The 17,593-nt window shown below is 69.7% G+C and carries 17 protein-coding genes; 15 read left to right on the top strand and 2 right to left on the bottom strand.

The window, feature by feature from the left end; all coding sequences use genetic code 11:
* Positions 1-41 precede the first annotated feature (41 nt).
* The gene (locus DYZ02_RS01555) at positions 42-1,244 is read right to left on the bottom strand and encodes a sensor histidine kinase (RefSeq protein ID WP_115684695.1); all 1,203 of its coding nucleotides are present in this window, start codon (positions 1,242-1,244) and stop codon (positions 42-44) included.
* Between the two features lie 358 nt (positions 1,245-1,602).
* On the opposite strand from DYZ02_RS01555, the gene infC reads away from it, so the two are divergent.
* From infC to DYZ02_RS01535, 4 genes are all read left to right on the top strand, one after another.
* The gene (gene infC, locus DYZ02_RS01550; protein ID WP_115684694.1) at positions 1,603-2,124 is read left to right on the top strand and encodes a translation initiation factor IF-3; all 522 of its coding nucleotides are present in this window, start codon (positions 1,603-1,605) and stop codon (positions 2,122-2,124) included.
* Positions 2,125-2,163: 39 nt separating this feature from the next.
* Positions 2,164-2,358 carry a 50S ribosomal protein L35 gene (gene rpmI / locus DYZ02_RS01545; RefSeq protein WP_052204458.1) on the top strand — a complete coding sequence of 65 codons (195 nt, stop codon included), beginning with the start codon at positions 2,164-2,166 and terminating at the stop codon, positions 2,356-2,358.
* A gap of 60 nt (positions 2,359-2,418) precedes the next feature.
* Positions 2,419-2,802: a 50S ribosomal protein L20 gene (rplT, locus tag DYZ02_RS01540; RefSeq protein ID WP_115684693.1), complete on the top strand. Its 384-nt coding sequence runs from the start codon at positions 2,419-2,421 to the stop codon at positions 2,800-2,802.
* A 93-nt stretch (positions 2,803-2,895) separates the two neighbouring features.
* A complete protein-coding gene (locus DYZ02_RS01535; RefSeq protein ID WP_115684692.1) occupies positions 2,896-3,714 on the top strand; it encodes a TrmH family RNA methyltransferase in 819 nt (272 codons plus the stop codon).
* A 15-nt stretch (positions 3,715-3,729) separates the two neighbouring features.
* On the opposite strand, the gene DYZ02_RS01530 is transcribed toward DYZ02_RS01535, so the two are convergent.
* Complete coding sequence (locus DYZ02_RS01530; protein WP_115684691.1) at positions 3,730-4,737, bottom strand: dioxygenase family protein; 1,008 nt, start codon at positions 4,735-4,737, stop codon at positions 3,730-3,732.
* A gap of 396 nt (positions 4,738-5,133) precedes the next feature.
* Here DYZ02_RS01530 and pheS point away from each other — a divergent pair, with 396 nt between their 5' ends.
* The 11 genes from pheS (at position 5,134) to DYZ02_RS01475 (ending at position 17,585) form a co-directional block, all read left to right on the top strand.
* Positions 5,134-6,180 (top strand): phenylalanine--tRNA ligase subunit alpha, encoded by a 1,047-nt coding sequence (gene pheS, locus DYZ02_RS01525; RefSeq protein ID WP_115684690.1) that lies wholly within the window; start codon positions 5,134-5,136, stop codon positions 6,178-6,180.
* 26 nt (positions 6,181-6,206) lie between these two features.
* Positions 6,207-8,714 carry a phenylalanine--tRNA ligase subunit beta gene (gene pheT / locus DYZ02_RS01520; RefSeq protein WP_115684689.1) on the top strand — a complete coding sequence of 836 codons (2,508 nt, stop codon included), beginning with the start codon at positions 6,207-6,209 and terminating at the stop codon, positions 8,712-8,714.
* A 37-nt stretch (positions 8,715-8,751) separates the two neighbouring features.
* Positions 8,752-9,795, top strand: a complete 1,044-nt coding sequence (gene argC / locus DYZ02_RS01515) for an N-acetyl-gamma-glutamyl-phosphate reductase (protein ID WP_115684688.1) — start codon at positions 8,752-8,754, stop codon at positions 9,793-9,795.
* 37 nt (positions 9,796-9,832) lie between these two features.
* Complete coding sequence (gene argJ / locus DYZ02_RS01510; protein WP_115684687.1) at positions 9,833-10,993, top strand: bifunctional glutamate N-acetyltransferase/amino-acid acetyltransferase ArgJ; 1,161 nt, start codon at positions 9,833-9,835, stop codon at positions 10,991-10,993.
* A gap of 36 nt (positions 10,994-11,029) precedes the next feature.
* Complete coding sequence (argB, locus tag DYZ02_RS01505) at positions 11,030-11,962, top strand: acetylglutamate kinase (protein WP_115684686.1); 933 nt, start codon at positions 11,030-11,032, stop codon at positions 11,960-11,962.
* Positions 11,959-13,167: an acetylornithine transaminase gene (locus DYZ02_RS01500; protein WP_115684685.1), complete on the top strand. Its 1,209-nt coding sequence runs from the start codon at positions 11,959-11,961 to the stop codon at positions 13,165-13,167. The genes argB and DYZ02_RS01500 overlap by 4 nt, the downstream gene beginning before the upstream one ends.
* Positions 13,167-14,114: an ornithine carbamoyltransferase gene (gene argF / locus DYZ02_RS01495; protein WP_115684684.1), complete on the top strand. Its 948-nt coding sequence runs from the start codon at positions 13,167-13,169 to the stop codon at positions 14,112-14,114. Before DYZ02_RS01500 ends, argF begins: the two co-directional genes overlap by 1 nt.
* A complete protein-coding gene (locus tag DYZ02_RS01490) occupies positions 14,114-14,617 on the top strand; it encodes an arginine repressor (RefSeq protein WP_115684683.1) in 504 nt (167 codons plus the stop codon). The genes argF and DYZ02_RS01490 overlap by 1 nt, the downstream gene beginning before the upstream one ends.
* A 116-nt stretch (positions 14,618-14,733) precedes the next feature.
* A complete protein-coding gene (locus DYZ02_RS01485; protein WP_115684682.1) occupies positions 14,734-15,936 on the top strand; it encodes an argininosuccinate synthase in 1,203 nt (400 codons plus the stop codon).
* Positions 15,937-17,367 (top strand): argininosuccinate lyase, encoded by a 1,431-nt coding sequence (gene argH / locus DYZ02_RS01480; protein WP_115684681.1) that lies wholly within the window; start codon positions 15,937-15,939, stop codon positions 17,365-17,367.
* Between the two features lie 32 nt (positions 17,368-17,399).
* Positions 17,400-17,585: a Trm112 family protein gene (locus tag DYZ02_RS01475; RefSeq protein WP_115684680.1), complete on the top strand. Its 186-nt coding sequence runs from the start codon at positions 17,400-17,402 to the stop codon at positions 17,583-17,585.
* The last annotated feature ends 8 nt before the right edge of the window (positions 17,586-17,593 follow it).

Here is a 17,593-nt window from a genome sequence, read left to right as displayed (position 1 = left end):
CGTTCACGCGGGACGCTGGATCCACGGGTTCAGCTCCATTTTCATCCCTGTGGTGCCGGCGGCTGGTGCCGGGCGGCAACCTTGGCACGAAAGTCTCCACCCGGAATGGGGGTGTGGTCGGGGCGGAAGAGCGCGGTGACGGGCAGTTCGAGGACGACCGCCCACCGCCCGTCGCGCACCCCCGCGGAAAATGTTCCCCCGTGGTGGGCCACGAGCCGCGCGCTCTGCTTCAGGCCGAAGCCGCTCGTCATGGCGGGCAGCGCCCGGCGCCGGGACGCCTCGTTCGACATCGTGAAGCGGAGGTTCGCGCCGCCCTGCTCCAGCGCCATCCTAATCTCCGAGCCCGGCCGCGCGTACTTCATCGCGTTGGTGGCCATCTCCGCGAAGACGCGCTCAAATCCCGCGGGGAAGGAATCGCGCCGGCCGCGGGCGGAGGCGTCGCCCTCGACCGTGAAGCCGTGGCTGCGCAGCAGGCGCGCGGTCACGCTGACCTGGTCGGAGATCGTGCGGTCGATCGGTGCGGGCTCGGGCTCGAGCGCGTCGTCGACCCTCGTGACCTGGATGAGGTGGCGCACCTCCTGCATCGCCTGGCGAGTTTCCTCGGCGATGAGCTCGGACGTCTCCTCCACGGCGGGGGAGTCGGCGGCGCTCAGGCCCAGCGTCTCCGCGCGCATCACCACGGAGGTCAGCGTGGTCGCCACAGAGTCGTGCAGCGCCCGCGTCAGCTGCTCCCGGCGCTGCTCCATCTCCTCCTCGAGGCGGCGCTGCTGGGCGCGGTGCTGGAGGCGCTGTCGGCGCAGGTGGGCACCCGCCCACAGGCCCGCGGCCAGAGTCGCGGCGAAGATGACCGTGCCCGAGAGGTCGTAGGGGAGCCACTGGCCGGTGAAGGGGCTGGTCACGCAGACGTATCCGAGCGCAACCGCGAAGGCGGCCGCGGCGCGGAGGTGGCCGGCGAGAGCCTGCGAGGCGACGAGGAAGGGCACGGAGAACACCACGACGGGGCTGCGCACGGTCTCGTTGGCGGAGACGACAAGAAACAGGGCAAGCATCGCGCACCCCGCGGACACGGGCCACCGCTGGGCGAGCGAGACGATCGCGACGGCGACGAGCCCGGCGGCAAGCGCCCCCAGGCCAGTGGGCTGGATGGCCGCCGAGACGGCGAGGGCCGCGGCCCCGAGGGCGGCAACTTTCCAGTTCAGTGCCGGGGCGTTGCTGGGCTGGCCCGGGGCGGCTACCTTGTTCACGCGTACAGGGTAGCGTCTCCGGCCGCTGATACCTAGGGGTGCCCAGGAGATACAGAGGATCAATACCTGGGGCGAGGGAGGGATTTGTGCCACCGGGGTAGAGGTGCTAACATTCGACTCACTACCGCCCGTGCGCCTTTGGCAGCGCGGGCCACAAGTGGAGTTTCTCCCACCCTCCGCCGCCCGGCAACGGGAAGGCTGCGGGTCAACGGTACGGCACGCGCCCCCCGGGCGCGGGCTGCACCCGGAAGGACTCCCGTGACGTCGTCAGGCGCGCGGGATTTTTTGCATGGGTTGAGCTCGACAAGAGTGGTTCGGTAGCGACCGACATTGTTTCTCACGTCTTTTAGGAGTTCTCATCAGCGCTGAAGCTCGGATCAATGAGCGCATCCGCGTTCCCGAAGTTCGTCTCGTCGGCCCGTCCGGCGAGCAGGTGGGCATTGTCCGCACCGATGACGCCCGCAAGTTGGCTTACGAAGCGGACCTCGACCTCGTCGAGGTTGCGCCCAACGCGAAGCCGCCCGTGGCCAAGATCATGGACTACGGCAAGTTCAAGTACGAGCAGGATCAGAAGGCCCGCGAGGCCCGGAAGAACCAGCAGCAGACTGTGGTGAAGGAACAGAAGTTCCGCCCCAAGATCGATGAGCACGACTACCAGACCAAGAAGGGCAACGTCGAGCGCTTCCTGGAAAAGGGTAACAAGGTCAAGGTCACGATCATGTTCCGCGGCCGCGAGCAGTCGCGCCCGGAGCTCGGCTACCGCCTCCTCGAGCGCCTCGCGGACGATATCGGGGAGCTCGGAGTGGTGGAGTCCCGTCCGAAGCAGGACGGCCGCAACATGACCATGGTCTTCGGGCCGGCCCGCAAGGGCAAGAAGTAGTACACATATCAACCGTCTGAACTCTGAAGGGCTTTCAACATGAAGCAGAAGACCCACAAGGGCACCGCCAAGCGCATCAAGGTCAACGGCAAGGGCAAGCTGCGTCGCGAGCAGGCCGGCAAGCGCCACCTGAACGAGAAGCTTTCCTCCAAGCGCCGCCGCAAGCTCTCCGGCACCACCGACGTCGCCCCCGCCGACGTCAAGCGCATGAAGCGCCTCCTCGGCATGTCCTAAGCACTGCCACACGTTAAGCAACCGCACCATCTTGAACAGCTAGACAAGGAAGTATGACTCATGGCACGTGTTAAGCGTTCGGTCAATGCCAAGAAGAAGCGCCGCGCAATCCTCAAGTCCGCCAAGGGCTACCGCGGCCAGCGCTCCCGCCTGTACCGCAAGGCCAAGGAGCAGTGGCTCCACTCCCAGACCTACGCGTACCGCGACCGCCGCCAGCGCAAGAACGAGTTCCGCAAGCTGTGGATCCAGCGCATCAACGCCGCGGCCCGCATGAACGACATCACCTACAACCGCCTCATCCACGGCCTCAAGCTGGCCGAGGTCGAGGTCGACCGCAAGATTCTCGCCGACCTCGCGGTCAACGACTTCGCGGCCTTCTCCGCCATCTGCGAGGTGGCCAAGAACGCCCTCCCGGAGGACGTCAACGCCCCCAAGGCTGCCTAAGCACGAGCTTGCCGACGCCCGCCCGCCCCCACCTCACCGTGGGACGGGCGGGCTTTCGCGTGTTCCGGCGGGGCCCCGGTACGCTGAGTATCCATGGCCCTCGACTTTTCTGAACCCTTCACGGAACGCACCCCCCGGATCGTCAACGCGGCGAAGCTGCACAGGGCGCAGGGGCGTCGTAAAGCGGGGCGGTTCCTCGCTGAGGGGGCGAACTCGGTGGAGGCTGCCGTGGCCACGGGCGCGGCGACGGACGTCTTCGTCACCGAGCGCGCGGCCGACGAGTTCGCGGAGATTGTCACCACGGCGGGGTACATGAACGTTTTCACGCACGCGATCACGGACAAGGCGGCCGCCCACCTCTCGGACACCGTGCACACGACGGGAATCTTTGCGGTGTGCTCGCCGGTCCTGTGGACCCTCGGGTCTGTGCTCAAGGGAAAGCCCCGCTTCGTCGCCGTGGGGGTGGAGACGAACGATCCCGGCAACGCGGGCACGCTCGTGCGTATCGCGGACGTCTGCGGCGCCGACGCCGTCGTCTTCGCGGGCGACGCTGTGGACCCTGAATCGGGCAAGGCGGTGCGCGCCTCCGCCGGGTCCCTCTTCCACGTGCCGGTCGCCCGGGAACGCGACATCGCGGGGGTTCTCGGTCAGCTGCGCGCGGCGGGGCTGACCATCGCGGCGACCACCGCAGGTGGGGAGGTCCCGCTCGACCAGGCGGCCCCGCGGCTGCGCGAGCCGACGGCCTGGCTGTTCGGCAACGAGGCCCACGGGCTGCCCGAGGACGTGATTGAGGCCGCGGACTACCGCGTGTCCATCCCCATCCACGGCAGCGCCGAATCGCTCAACCTGGCCACCGCGGCCGCGATGTGCATGTGGGAAACCTCCAAGGCGATCCACGCCCCGGAGGTGTAGGAGAGAGTACCCGGGCTAGCGGGTCGGGGGCTGCGGCGGCGTCCCGCCCATCGGGGGCTGGCCACCGCCCGGCATCCCGCCCATCGGGGGCTGGCCACCGCCCGGCATCTCGCCGCCGCTGTTGGCCGTGGTGGTGTCGATCGGGACGTCGATGGTGAAGGTGTAGCCCGCCTGGGTGTCCCCCGAAACCGTAGGCAGCTGCTGCTCCCAGCCGTCGGAGAAGACGTTGTCCGTGGCGAGGCTGACCTTCGCCAGGTTGGCGGCGGAGTTGCCGTAGTTGCCGGTGGCGTAGGCGGCGCTGGCCACCTCCGCCGGCACGGCGACCTGGGAGGTGAGGATCGCCTTGGTGGAGTCGGTGATGTCGGTCACCGAGGGGAAGACCTCGAAGTGGATGTGCGGCCAGCGCCCGTCGTAGCAGCCCGGGACGATGGTGGTGAATTCGACCGCGCCGTCGTCGCCCGTGACCTGGACGCCGCGCAGGTAGGTCTCGTCCTCCAGACCGCTGGAGTACATCGAGTACTGTCCCTCAGCGTTGCAGTGCCAGACGTAGACGGCGGCGCCCGCGAGCGGGGCGTTGGAGTTGACCATGTCGATGATGTTCATCCGCAGCGTCAGGGGGATGCCGCTGGCGGTGGCGCCGCCGCCGATGGAGCCGCGGATGTCGCGCCGCTCGACACCGACCTTCTCCAGCACGTCCGGCCCGTTCGAGCCGTCGCCGGGGTAGGGCCCGGCGGTCTCGGTCTTCATCTCGGTGAGCGCGGAGGTGCTCGACACAGCGCTCGATGCAATGCTCGACGCGGTGCCTGACGCAGTGCTTGACGACGCCACACCCGACGTCGTTCCCGAGGAGGAGCCGCCCGGGGCGCAGGCGGCGAGGGCGACGGAGCCGGCCCCGACGCCGAGCATGCCGAGGAGCCGGCGGCGGGACAGGCGGTTGTCGATGGTCTGGAGGTCGAACGCGAGGCCCTGGTCCTCGACGTCCTCGGCTTGTCGGTCGAGCGGGCGTCCTTCGAAGAAGCGCATGGGGTGTGATCCTTTCGGGAGTGGAGTGGCGGCCTCGTGGACCGTTGAAAGACACGCTAAACGCCGCCGCTGCGCCCGCCGTGCCATCGACCAGCCGGTTTGCCCCGAAAACGGCGGAAAGTCCCCGGGGTGATTCTGGGCGTTTGCTGTATGCCGCGGCCTTCACGCCCGGGCCCACCGGGAGTCCCTCGCGGAGGCGTTCGAGCTCATGGACCTGTACCTGCGGGACGACCGCACCGTCTTCGAGGCGGTCGAGTGGACAGGAACGTGGAGTAGGTGTTCCGGTGCGCCCGTGGGGCGTCGGCAAGATCGGCGCGACCAGTTGCCTGGTGCCCTGGTGAACCCCGCTAAGATAGCCCACGAAAGTTTTCGCGTGAGAAGAAGGCATACAGGCACGTGTCCGACACACCTCAGATCGAATTGACCGAAGCTGCGCTGGGCGCGGCTGCCGATAGCGCCATCGCGGCCTTCGACGCCGCGACGACGCTCGACGAGCTCGCTGTGGCGCGCCGCGAACACCTGGGGGAGCAGGGGTACATCCCGCAGGCCCGCATGGCGCTGGGCCAGCTGCCGAAGAGCGAGCGCAAGGACGCCGGCAAGGCCGTCAACATCGCGCGCGGCCGCGTGGAAAAGCACTTCGCACAGGTCAGGGACATGCTCGAGGCGGAACACCGCGAGCGCCAGCTCGCCGAGGAGACCGTCGACGTCACCCTGCCCACCAACCGCGGCCAGCTCGGTGCGATGCACCCCATCACCACCCTGAGTGAGAACATCGCCGACATCTTCGTCGGCATGGGCTGGGAGGTCGCCGAGGGCCCCGAGGTTGAGGCGGAGTACTTCAACTTCGACGCGCTCAACTTCATCCCGGACCACCCCGCGCGCACGCTGCAGGACACCTTCTACGTGGGCGAGGAGGGGTCGAAGCAGGTCATGCGCACCCACACGTCCCCGGTCCAGGTGCGCACCATGCTCGAGCGCGAGGTGCCCATCTACATCGCCTGCCCTGGCCGCGTGTTCCGCACCGACGAGCTCGACGCCACCCACACGCCGGTGTTCCACCAGATCGAGGGGCTGGCCGTCGACAAGGGCCTGACGATGGCGCACCTGCGCGGCACCCTCGACCACCTGGCGAAGGTGCTGTTCGGCCCGGAGACGAAGACGCGCATGCGCACCAACTACTTCCCGTTCACCGAGCCCTCCGCCGAGGTCGATGTGTGGTTCCCGAACAAGAAGGGCGGCGCCGGCTGGATCGAGTGGGGCGGTTGCGGCATGGTCAACCCGAACGTGCTGCGCGCCGTCGGGGTCGACCCCGAGGTTTACAGCGGCTTCGCCTTCGGCATGGGCCTGGAGCGCACCCTGCAGTTCCGCAACGGGCTGACCGACATGCGCGACATGGTCGAGGGCGACGTCCGATTCACCATCCCGTTCGGCGTACAGGCCTAGTCAGGCGTAGGAGGAGCACAACAACAATGCTGATTTCACAGAACTGGATCACCCGCCTGCTGCAGGGAGCCGGAAACGAGGGCTGGGCCGTCAGCCCGGAGGAGCTCGACGCCGGGTTCGTCCGCGTCGGCTTCGAGACGGAGGGCTACGAGCCCATTCCGGAGACGACGGGGCCGCTCGTCTTCGGCCGCGTGCTCGAGATCGAGGAGCTCACCGGCTTCAAGAAGCCCATCCGCTACTGCCAGGTCGACGTCGGGCAGGCCAACGGGACCGGCGAGCCGCAGGGCATCATCTGCGGCGCGCGCAACTTTGCAGAGGGCGACCTCGTGGTCGTGTCCCTGCCGGGCGCGGTGCTGCCGGGCGGCTTCGAGATCGCCGCGCGCGAGACCTACGACCACATCTCCAACGGCATGATGGCGTCGGCCGCTGAGCTCGGTCTGACGTCGAGGAGCGAGGGCATCATCACCCTGCCGGAGGGCTTCGGCACCCCCGGCGAGGACGCGCGCGAGGGCCTCGGGCTCGCCGACACCGTCTTCGACGTCAACGTCACGCCCGACCGCGGCTACGCGCTGTCCGCCCGCGGCCTGACCCGCGAGATCGCCTCCGCGTTCGGCCTCACCTATGCCGATGTCGCCCGCGACCCCTCGGTCGCCGGGATCGACGTCTCGGGCGTCCCCGCGCCGAGCGGCACGCTCATCGACGTCCACCTCGACCCCGCCACGGAGGCCAAGCGATTCGGCCTGCGCAAGGTCGAAGGCATCGACCCGGCCGCCCAGGCACCGTTCTGGATGCAGCGCGAGCTCATGCTCTCCGGCATCCGCTCCGTCAACGCCGCGACCGACATCACCAACTACGTCATGGTCCTGCTCGGCCAGCCGATGCACGCCTTCGACGCCGACAAAATCGCCGGCGGCCTGCGCGTCCACAACGCGGCCGGGGGAGAGAAGTTTGAGACCCTCGACCACACCACCCGCACGCTCAGCGAGTCCGACGTGGTGATCTCCGATGACAACGGGATCCAGTCGCTCGCAGGCGTCATGGGCGGCACGACCTCCGAGATCTCCGGGTCCACCACGAACGTCTACTTCGAGGCCGCGACGTGGGACGAGCTCACCGTCGCGCGCACCGCGCGGCGCCACAAGCTGAGCTCCGAGGCTTCCCGACGCTTCGAGCGCGGCGTGGACCCCGCGATCGTCGAGGTAGCCCTGGACATCGCCTGCGCGCTGCTGGTGCGCTACGCCGGCGGCACCGTCGCCGCCGGCCGCACGCTGGTCGGGGAGGTGCCCGGGCGCGAGGCTATCGAGATGGCGGTCTCCGCCCCCGGCGCGCTCATCGGCGTGGAGTACGCCCCGGAGGTCGTCGTGAAGCGGCTCGAGGAGGTCGGCTGCGCCGTCGAGTCCGCCGGCGACACGCTGCGCGTGACCCCGCCGACCTGGCGCGGGGATCTGACCGTGCCGGTGGAGCTGATCGAGGAGATCGTCCGCCTCGAGGGCCTCGACGCTATCCCGTCGGTGCTGCCCACCCCGCGCGGCGGGCGCGGACTCTCGCGCGGGCAGAAGCGCCGCCGCGCCGTCACCCACGCCCTGGCCTACGCCGGGTACGTGGAGGTCATCCCGACGCCGTTCATCGCCAACGACACCTTCGACACCTGGGGGCTGGACGCTGACGACCCGCGCCGCAACACCGTGAAGGTGCAGAACCCGCTCGACGCCGACTACGGGGTGCTGGGCACCACGCTGCTGCCCTCGCTGCTGGAGGCCGTCGGCCGCAACGTCGCGCGGGGTCGCCACGACCTCGCCCTCTTCTCCGTCGCCCAGGTGGCGTTCAAGCGCGCCGACGCCTCGCCGCTGCCCAGCGTGGCCTCCCGCCCCGACGACGCCACCATCGCGGAGCTCATCACTTCCCTGCCCGAGCAGAACCTCCACGCTGCCACCGTCGCCACGGGCGCCGAGGAACTCGCCGGGCCGTGGGGAGAAGGCAGGGCCTACACCTGGGCCGACGCGATCGAGTCCGCCCGGGCCGTGGGCCGCGCGGCGGGAGTCGAGCTCGAGGTCGCCGCCGCGCAGCACCTGCCCTGGCACCCGGGCCGCTGCGCTGAGCTGCGGGCGGGGGAGCGGGTGGTCGGCTACGCCGGCGAGCTGCACCCCCAGGTCCTTGAGGCGCTCGAGCTTCCCGCGCGGACGTGCGCCATGGAGCTGGATCTCACGGCCCTGCCCTTCGAGGAGCGGCTCCCGGCGCCGGTGCTCTCGGCGTTCCCGGTGGTGAACCAGGACATCGCGCTGGTCGTCGACGAGGAGGTTCCGGCGGAGGCGGTGCGCCGCGTCGTGGAGGAGGGTGCGGGAGAGCTTGTCGAGAGCGTGACGCTTTTCGACGTCTACCGTTCCGCTCAGCTGGGGGAGGGCAAGAAGTCCCTGGCATTCGGCCTAGTTTTCCGCGCCGCGGACCGCACGCTGACCGAGGCGGAGGCATCCGAGGGCCGCCTGGCGGCCGCCGCCGCGGCGAAGGAGAAGTTCGCGGCGGAGATGCGTGCATAACTTGCAACTAGGCGCATAATTGCGTAATGTGGCCCCTATGACACTCAAGGTAGCGGTAGCGGGGGCCACGGGATACGCCGGAGGCGAGATCCTTCGCCTTCTGCTGGGCCACCCCAGGTTCGCCGCGGGCGAACTGGAGATCGGCTCGCTCACCGGCAACAGCAGCGCCGGTCAGCCGGCTGCCGAGCTGATGCCGCACATCCCCGCCCTCGCCGGGCGGGTGATCGAGCCGACCACCGCCGAGGTGCTGTCCGGCCACGATGTCGTCTTCCTCGGCCTGCCCCACGGGTTCTCCGCCGAGATCGCCCGCCAGCTGCCTGAATCGACGCTCATCCTGGACTGCGCCGCCGATTTCCGGCTGCGCGACGCCGCCGACTGGAACCGCTACTACGGCGAGGGCCACGCTGGCTCCTGGCCCTACGGCATCCCCGAGATGCCCGGCCACCGCGAGCAGATCGCGGGTTCCTCGCGCGTTGCGATCCCCGGCTGCTTCCCCACGGGCGCAACCCTCGCCGCCCTGCCGGCCTTGGCCGCCGGGATCGCCGAACCCGACGTCTCCGTCGTCTCGATCACGGGCGTCTCCGGGGCGGGGAAGAAGGCCAGCGTCGCCCTCTTGGGGGCGGAGACGATGGGCTCGCTCAAGGCATACAACACGGCCGGGCGGCACCGCCACACCCCGGAGATCGCGCAGAACCTCGCGGAGGTGACGGACACGCCGGTCACGGTCAGCTTCACGCCGGTGCTCGCACCAGTCCCGCGCGGTATCCTCACCACCGTCACCGCCCCCCTCGCCGAGGGTGTGACCACCTCGCGTGCGCGCGAGGTCTACGAGGAGTTCTACCGCGACGAGCCCTTCGTCTGGGTCCTGCCGGAGGGCACGCAGCCGCAGACGCAGAACGTCGTGGGCAGCAACATGTGCCACGTCCAGGTCGAGGCCGACGAGGACGCGGGGCGCCTCCTTGTCACCTCCGCCATCGACAACCTGACCAAGGGCACCGCCGGGGCCGCAATCCAGTGCATGAACATCGCGCTCGGCTGGGAGGAGACCGCAGGTCTCCCCACGGTGGGCGTCGCGCCCTAGCCTGACACCGCCCGACCACACAGAACACGAGGAGAGGATCCCCATGACGGGAGTCACCACACCCGCCGGCTTCAGCGCGGCGGCCACGACCGCAGGCATCAAGCCCTCCGGTACCCCGGACATGGCGCTGGTGGTCAACGAGGGCCCGGAGTTCTCCGCGGCCGCCGTGTTCACCCGTAACCGCGTCGTCGCCTCGCCGGTGAAGGTTTCGCGCCGCGCGGTCGAGGACGGGCAGCTACGGGCCGTCGTCTTCAACTCGGGCAACGCGAACGCCTGCAACGGCGCCCAGGGCGACCGCGACGCAGCGGAGGAGCAGGAGCTCGTCGCCGCGGCCCTCGGGCTGGCGGCGGCAGACGTCGCGGTGTGCTCCACCGGGCTGATCGGCGACATGCTGCCGATGGACAAGGTCCGTCGCGGAATAAACGAGCTCGCCGGGGGCCTCGGCGGCCACGGTGCGGAGGCCGCGCGGGCGATCATGACCACCGACACGGTGGCCAAGGAGGCCCACGCAGCCGGAGACGGATGGTCGGTCGGGGCGATGGGCAAGGGCGTCGGCATGATGGCGCCGTCCCTGGCGACGATGCTCGTGTGCGTCACCACGGATGCGTCGGCAAGCCCGGCCCAGCTCGACGAGGCCCTGCGGAAGGCGACCGCCGTCACCTTCGACACCCTCGACATCGACGGCTCCACCTCGACCAACGACACCGTGATCGCCCTGGCCAGCGGGGCCAGCGGCCGCACCCCCACGCAGGAGGAGCTCGACGCGGCCGTGCTCTCGGTCTGCGCCAGCCTGGCGGAGCAGATGCAGGGCGACGCGGAGGGCGTGACCAAGCGCGTCTCCATCACCGTGCAGGGCACCGCCAACGACGAGCAGGCCCGCAACGCCGCGCGCACCATCGGGCGCGACAACCTGTTCAAGTGCGCCATGTTCGGCTCCGACCCGAACTGGGGGCGCACCCTGGCCGCCGTCGGCATGGCGGACGCCGAGATGGACCCGGAGAAGATCTCCGTCAGCTTCAACGGCCACCCCGTCTGCGTCGACTCCACCGGGGCCCCGGGCGCGCGCGACGTGGACCTGTCCGGCACCGACATCGACGTGGTCGTCGACCTCGGCACCGGCGGGCTGGGGCGCGCCACCGTGCGCACCACCGACCTGTCCCACGACTACGTGGAGATCAACTCCGCCTACAGCAGCTAGGTGCTGTGGGCCCGGACACCGAGGGAGGAGACAACCGTGAACCTCAACAATGAAACGCGCGCCAACGTGCTGGCCGAGGCGCTGCCGTGGCTGCAGCACTACCGCGACAAGATCGTGGTGGTGAAGTACGGCGGCAACGCCATGATCGACGAATCGCTCAAGGCCGCCTTCGCCGCCGACATGGTGTTTTTGCGCACCGTCGGCGCGAAGCCGGTGGTCGTCCACGGCGGCGGTCCCCAGATCTCCGCGATGCTCTCGCGGCTCGGCCTCGAGGGCGGGGAGTTCGTCGGCGGGTTCCGCGTGACCACCCCGGAGATCCTCGACGTGGTGCGCATGGTGCTCTTCGGCCAGGTGGGGCGCGACCTGCTGGGCAAGATCAACTCCCACGGGCCCTACGCGGTGGGCACCTCCGGCGAGGACGCGGGCCTGTTCCACGCGGTGCGGCGCACCGTCGAGGTGGACGGCGAGCAGCGCGACATCGGGCTGGTCGGAACGATCGTCGACGTCAATCCGTCCGCCGTGATGGACATCATCCAGGCCGGCCGCATCCCCGTGGTGTCCGGGATCGCCCCCGGCGACGACGGGGAGGTCTACAACATTAACGCGGACGAGGCTGCCGGCGCTCTGGCCGCCGCGATCGGCGCGGAGCGCCTCGTCGTGCTCACCAACGTCGAGGGCCTGTACACGGACTGGCCCAACAAGGACTCACTGCTGTCCAAGATCCAGGTGGGGGAGCTGGAGCGGATGATGCCCAGCCTCGACTCGGGCATGATCCCAAAGATGGAGGCCTGCCTCACCGCCGTGCGCGGGGGAGTCAGGGCCGCACACGTCATCGACGGGCGCATTGCGCACTCCGTCCTGCTCGAGCTCCTCACCATGGGCGGCATCGGCACGATGGTGCTTCCCGACGCCTACGATGCCGCCAACTACCCAGAGGGAACCGTCTTTCGGAAGGATGACCAGGCATGAGTGAGATCACCTCCCAGTGGGGCGAGGTGCTGATGAACACCTACGGCACCCCGCCCGTCGAGCTCGTTTCGGGCCGCGGCGCCGTGGTGACCGACTCCGAGGGCAACGACTACATCGATCTGCTGGCCGGGATCGCGGTCAACGCGCTCGGCCACGCCCACCCGGCGATCGTCGACGCGGTGACCGCGCAGCTGTCCTCGCTCGGCCACGTCTCGAACATCTTCGCCTCCGCCCCGGTGGTGCGCCTCGCCGCGCGGCTCAAGGAGATCGTCGGCGACGACTCCGCGCGCGTGTTCTTCTGCAACTCGGGCGCCGAGGCCAACGAGGCCGCCTTCAAGATCGCGCGCCTGACCGGCCGGCGCAGGGTCTTCGCCGCACGGCACGGTTTCCACGGCCGCACGATGGGCTCGCTCGCGCTGACGGGTCAGCCCGACAAGCGCGCGGCTTTCGAGCCGCTGACTCCGGGCGTGGAGTACTACCCCTACGGGGACAGCGACTATCTGCGCACCCTCGTCGGGATGGACCCGAGCTCCGTCGCGGCGATCTTCCTCGAACCAATCCAGGGGGAAACGGGCGTCGTCCCTGCCCCGGAGGGCTTCCTCGCCGCCGTCCGCGAGCTCTGCGACGAGCACGGCATCCTCATGGTCGTCGACGAGGTTCAGACGGGCGTCGGCCGCACCGGCGACTTCTTCGCCCACCAGCACGAGGGCGTCTCTCCGGACGTGATCACGATGGCGAAGGGCCTCGGTGGGGGCCTTCCCATCGGTGCGGCCATCGCGCGGGGCCGGGCGGCGTCCCTGCTCACCCCCGGCTCCCACGGCACCACCTTCGGCGGCAACCCGGTGGTGTGCGCCGCGGCCAACGCGGTGCTCGACACCGTGGACGAGGGTTTCGTCGCGGAGGTCGCGAGAAAGGGTGAGGCTTTCGCCGGCCTGCTTCGCGACGTCCCCGGGGTGCGGCAGGTGCGCGGACGCGGGCTCATGCTCGGTGTCGTGCTCGACGAGCCGCTCGCCAAAGAAGCGGTGGGCGAAGGACTGCGGCGCGGGCTGATCCTGAACGCGCCGTCGGAAAGCGTTGTGCGCCTCACCCCGCCGCTGGTGATCACCCACGATGAGATCGCGGAGGCCGCGCTGCGCTTCGCGGAGACCCTCGCCGCCTGCAGCTCGCGCGACGTCTCGGGTACACAGACTAAGGAGAACAACTGATGAGCCACACACCCCGGCACTTCCTCGCCGACGACGACCTCACCCCCGCCGAGCAGGCGGAGGTGCTCACCCTCGCCGCGGAGCTGAAGCGCGCGCCGCTGTCTCGCCGCCCGCTCGAGGGCCCTCTGTCGGTCGCCGTGCTCTTCGACAAGACGTCCACGCGCACCCGCTTCTCCTTCGACGCGGGGATTGCCCACCTCGGCGGCCACGCGATCGTCACCGAGACCGGCAACTCCCAGATGGGCAAGGGTGAGACGTACCAGGACACCGCGGCGGTGCTGTCGCGCTACGTCGAGGCGATCGTGTGGCGCACCTACGCCCACCAGAACCTGCTCGACATGGCGGAGACGGCCACCGTTCCCATCGTCAACGCCCTCTCCGACGACCTGCACCCCTGCCAGATCCTCGCCGACCTGCAGACCTGCGTGGAAAACCTCTGCCCCGATGAGGGCCCGGCGGGGCTGAAGGGGCGCAAGGCCGTCTACCTCGGCGACGGGGACAACAACATGGCCAACTCCTACATGATCGGATTCGCCACGGCGGGCATGGACATCTCCATCATCGGCCCCGAGGGCTTCCTGCCCAAGGAGGAGTTCGTGGAGCGTGCCCGCGCCCGCGCCGCGGAGACGGGGGCGACGGTCACCGTCACCTCCGACATCGGGGAGGTGGTCGGCGCCGACGTGGTCATCACCGACACGTGGGTGTCGATGGGCATGGAGGGCGACGGCAAGGACCGCCGCACCCCGTTCCTGCCGTACCAGGTGACGCAGGAGGTCATGGACCGCGCGGGCGCCGAGGCCATCTTCCTGCACTGCCTGCCCGCCTACCGCGGCAGCGAGGTGACGGCCGAGGTCATCGACGGGCCCGCCTCCCGCGTGTTCGACGAGGCGGAGAACCGTCTGCACGCGCAGAAGGCCCTGCTGGTCTGGCTCCTGGAGCACCAGTAATGGCCCAACCCGTCTCGCGCACGGCGCGACAGGCCCGCATCCTGGAGATCCTGGGCGCGACCCGCGTCTACTCCCAGGTCCAGCTCTCCGAGCTCCTGCTTGCCGACGGCATCGACATCACCCAGGCGACGCTCTCGCGCGACCTGGACGAGCTCGGCGCCAAGAAGGTCCGCCCGGCGGGCGGAGGCCGCTCCTTCTACACCGTCAACACCACCGCCGAGTCCCTCGGCCACGGCCAGTCGGGCCCGCGGGAGAAGCTGCGGCGCATGCTCGACGAGCTCGTTGTCTCCGCGGATCACTCCGGTTCGACCGCGGTACTGCGCACCCCGCCGGGTGCGGCCCAGTACCTGGCCAGCTACATCGACCGTGTGGGGCTGGAGCAGGTCGTCGGGTGCATCGCGGGCGACGACACGATCTTCGTCCTCGCCCGCGACCCCCTCTCCGGCAAGGAGCTGGCGGAGGTTCTCCTCAGCGGTTCCACGCCGGGCGAACCCGACGCCTAAAGCCCCGGGCCCGGCCCCGACGTGTCGGGGAGGGCCGGTATTGTCACTTATAAGCCTTGAACTCACCCGTTTTCGGGCGGTCCGCTGCGGCCGCCCGCAGTAAAGGAGTCTTTTCCATGACCAACCGCGTAGTCCTCGCATACTCCGGCGGCCTCGACACCTCCGTGGCCATCCCGTACCTGGGCGAAATGCTCGAAGGTGACGTCGTCGCCGTGGCCCTCGACCTCGGCCAGGGCGGCGAGGACATGGAGTCGGTCCGCCAGCGCGCCCTCGACTGCGGCGCGGCGGGGTCCATCGTCATCGACGCGAAGGACGAGTTCGCCGAGGAGTACTGCCTGCCGGCGATCAAGGCCAACGCGCTCTACCAGGGCGAGTACCCGCTCGTTTCGGCGATCTCCCGCCCGCTGATTGTCAAGCACCTGGTCAAGGCGGCGCAGGAGCACGGCGGCACCCACGTCGCCCACGGCTGCACCGGCAAGGGCAACGACCAGGTCCGCTTCGAGGTCGGCTTCCTCAACCAGGACCCGGACCTGGAGATCGTCGCGCCGGCGCGCGACTACGCCTGGACCCGCGACAAGGCCATCGCCTACGCGGAGGGCAAGAACTTGCCCATCGAGCAGTCCGCCGCCTCGCCCTTCTCCATCGACCAGAACGTGTGGGGCCGCGCCGTCGAGACCGGCTTCCTGGAGGAGCTGTGGAACCCGCCGACAAAGGACCTCTACGCCTACACCGAGGACCCGGCCATGGGCAACGCCCCGGACGAGGTCATCATCTCCTTCGAAGCCGGCAAGCCCGTCGCGATCGACGGCCGCCAGGTCACCGTGCTGGAGGCCATCGAGGAGCTCAACCGCCGCGCCGGCGCGCAGGGCATCGGCCGCCTCGACATGGTCGAGGACCGCCTCGTGGGCATCAAGTCCCGCGAGGTCTACGAGGCCCCGGGCGCGATCACGCTCATCACCGCGCACAAGGCCCTCGAGGACGTCACCGTTGAGCGCGAGCTCGCCCGCTACAAGCGGCTTATCGACGCCCGCTGGTCCGAGGAGGTCTACGACGGCCTCTGGTTCGGCCCGCTGAAGCGCTCCCTGGACGCCTTCATCGAGTCCACCCAGGAGCACGTCACCGGCGACATCCGCCTCGTGCTGCACGCGGGCCGCGCTGTGGTCAACGGCCGCCGCTCCAACCACTCGCTGTACGACTTCAACCTGGCCACCTACGACACCGGCGACACCTTCGACCAGACCCTGGCCAAGGGCTTCGTGCGCCTGCACGGCCTGTCGTCGCAGATTGCCAACAAGCGCGACCGCGAGGCCGGCAAGTAAATGGAGCAGCACAAGACCAACGAGGGCGCGCTGTGGGGCGGGCGCTTCTCCGGCGGGCCGTCCGAGGCGATGTTCGCCCTGTCCGTGTCCACCCACTTCGACTGGGTGCTCGCGCCCTACGACGTGCTCGCCTCGAAGGCCCACGCGAAGGTGCTCAACAGGGCTGGCCTGCTCTCCGACGCTAACCTCGCCACCATGCTCGACGGGCTTGACCAGCTCGGCCGTGACGTGGCCGACGGGTCGTTCACGCCCGCCCCGACGGACGAGGACGTCCACGGCGCGATGGAGCGCGGCCTGATCGAGCGCGTCGGCCCCGAGGTCGGTGGCCGCCTGCGCGCGGGCCGCTCACGCAACGACCAGGTCGCGGCCATGTTCCGCATGTGGTGCCGCGACGCCCTGCGCGGCGTCGCCCTCGACGTCGCCGACCTCGTCGATGCGCTCGTCGAGCAGGCGGCGGCCCACCCCGACGTGATCATGCCGGGCAAGACCCACTTCCAGGCTGCGCAGCCGATCCTTTTGGCGCACTCGCTGCTGGCCCACGCGCAGCCGCTGCTGCGCGACCTCGAGCGCATCCAGGACGCCGACAAGCGCTTGGCCGTCTCTCCCTACGGCTCCGGCGCCCTCGCCGGCTCCTCGCTGCACCTCGATCCCGAGGCTATCGCGGAGGAGCTCGGGTTCGACTCGGCCACGGACAACTCGCTCGACGGCACCGCCTCGCGCGACTTCGCCTCCGAAACCGCCTTCGTCCTCGCCCAGGTCGCGGTGGACCTCTCGCGGCTCGCGGAGGAGATAATCGCGTGGTCGACGCCCGAGTTCGGCTACGTCACGCTTCACGACGCCTGGTCGACCGGCTCGTCGATCATGCCGCAGAAGAAGAACCCCGACGTTGCCGAGCTCGCCCGCGGCAAGTCCGGTCGCCTGATCGGCAACCTGACCGGCCTGCTCGCCACCCTCAAGGCGATGCCGCTGGCCTACAACCGCGACCTGCAGGAGGACAAGGAGCCGGTCATCGACTCCGTCACGCAGCTGCGCATCCTTCTGCCGGCCATGACGGGCCTGGTCTCCACCCTCGTGTTCCACGAGGAGCGGATGCGCGAGCTCGCCCCCGCGGGCTTCACGCTGGCCACCGACCTCGCCGAGTGGATGGTGCGTCAGGGCGTCCCGTTCCGCGAGGCCCACGAGGCCTCCGGGGCATGCGTGCGCATTGCCGAGGCGCGGGGCGTGGACCTCGTCGACCTGACGGACGAGGAGCTGGCGGGCGTCGATAAGCGACTGCTCCCGGAGGTCCGCGAGGTGCTGACCATCGACGGCGCCGTCGCCTCGCGCGACACCCGGGGCGGCACCGCCCGGCCGCGGGTGGAGGAGCAGCGCGAACGCGTCGCGGCGGCGAGCGGGCGATATCGCGCGTGGGCGCAGACCCCGCTGCGCTAGACCGGCGGCGGCCACCCACTAGGATGGTCGCCATGAGTCTTGATCCGCAGCTGCTCCAGGTGTTGGCGTGCCCCAAGGACAAGGGTGCGCTGACCTATCTGGAGGATCAGCAGCTCCTCGTCAACCCCCGCCTGGGCCTCGCGTACCGCATCGAGGACGACATCCCGGTGCTCCTCATCGATGAAGCCCAGCCCTACCCGGGCGAACCCCACCCATAGAAAGCTTT

This window comes from Corynebacterium senegalense, assembly GCF_900411315.1.
GTDB lineage: Bacteria > Actinomycetota > Actinomycetes > Mycobacteriales > Mycobacteriaceae > Corynebacterium > Corynebacterium senegalense.
The sequence above is the reverse complement of the archived record's forward strand: the minus strand, read 5'-3'. Positions and strand labels throughout refer to the sequence as shown.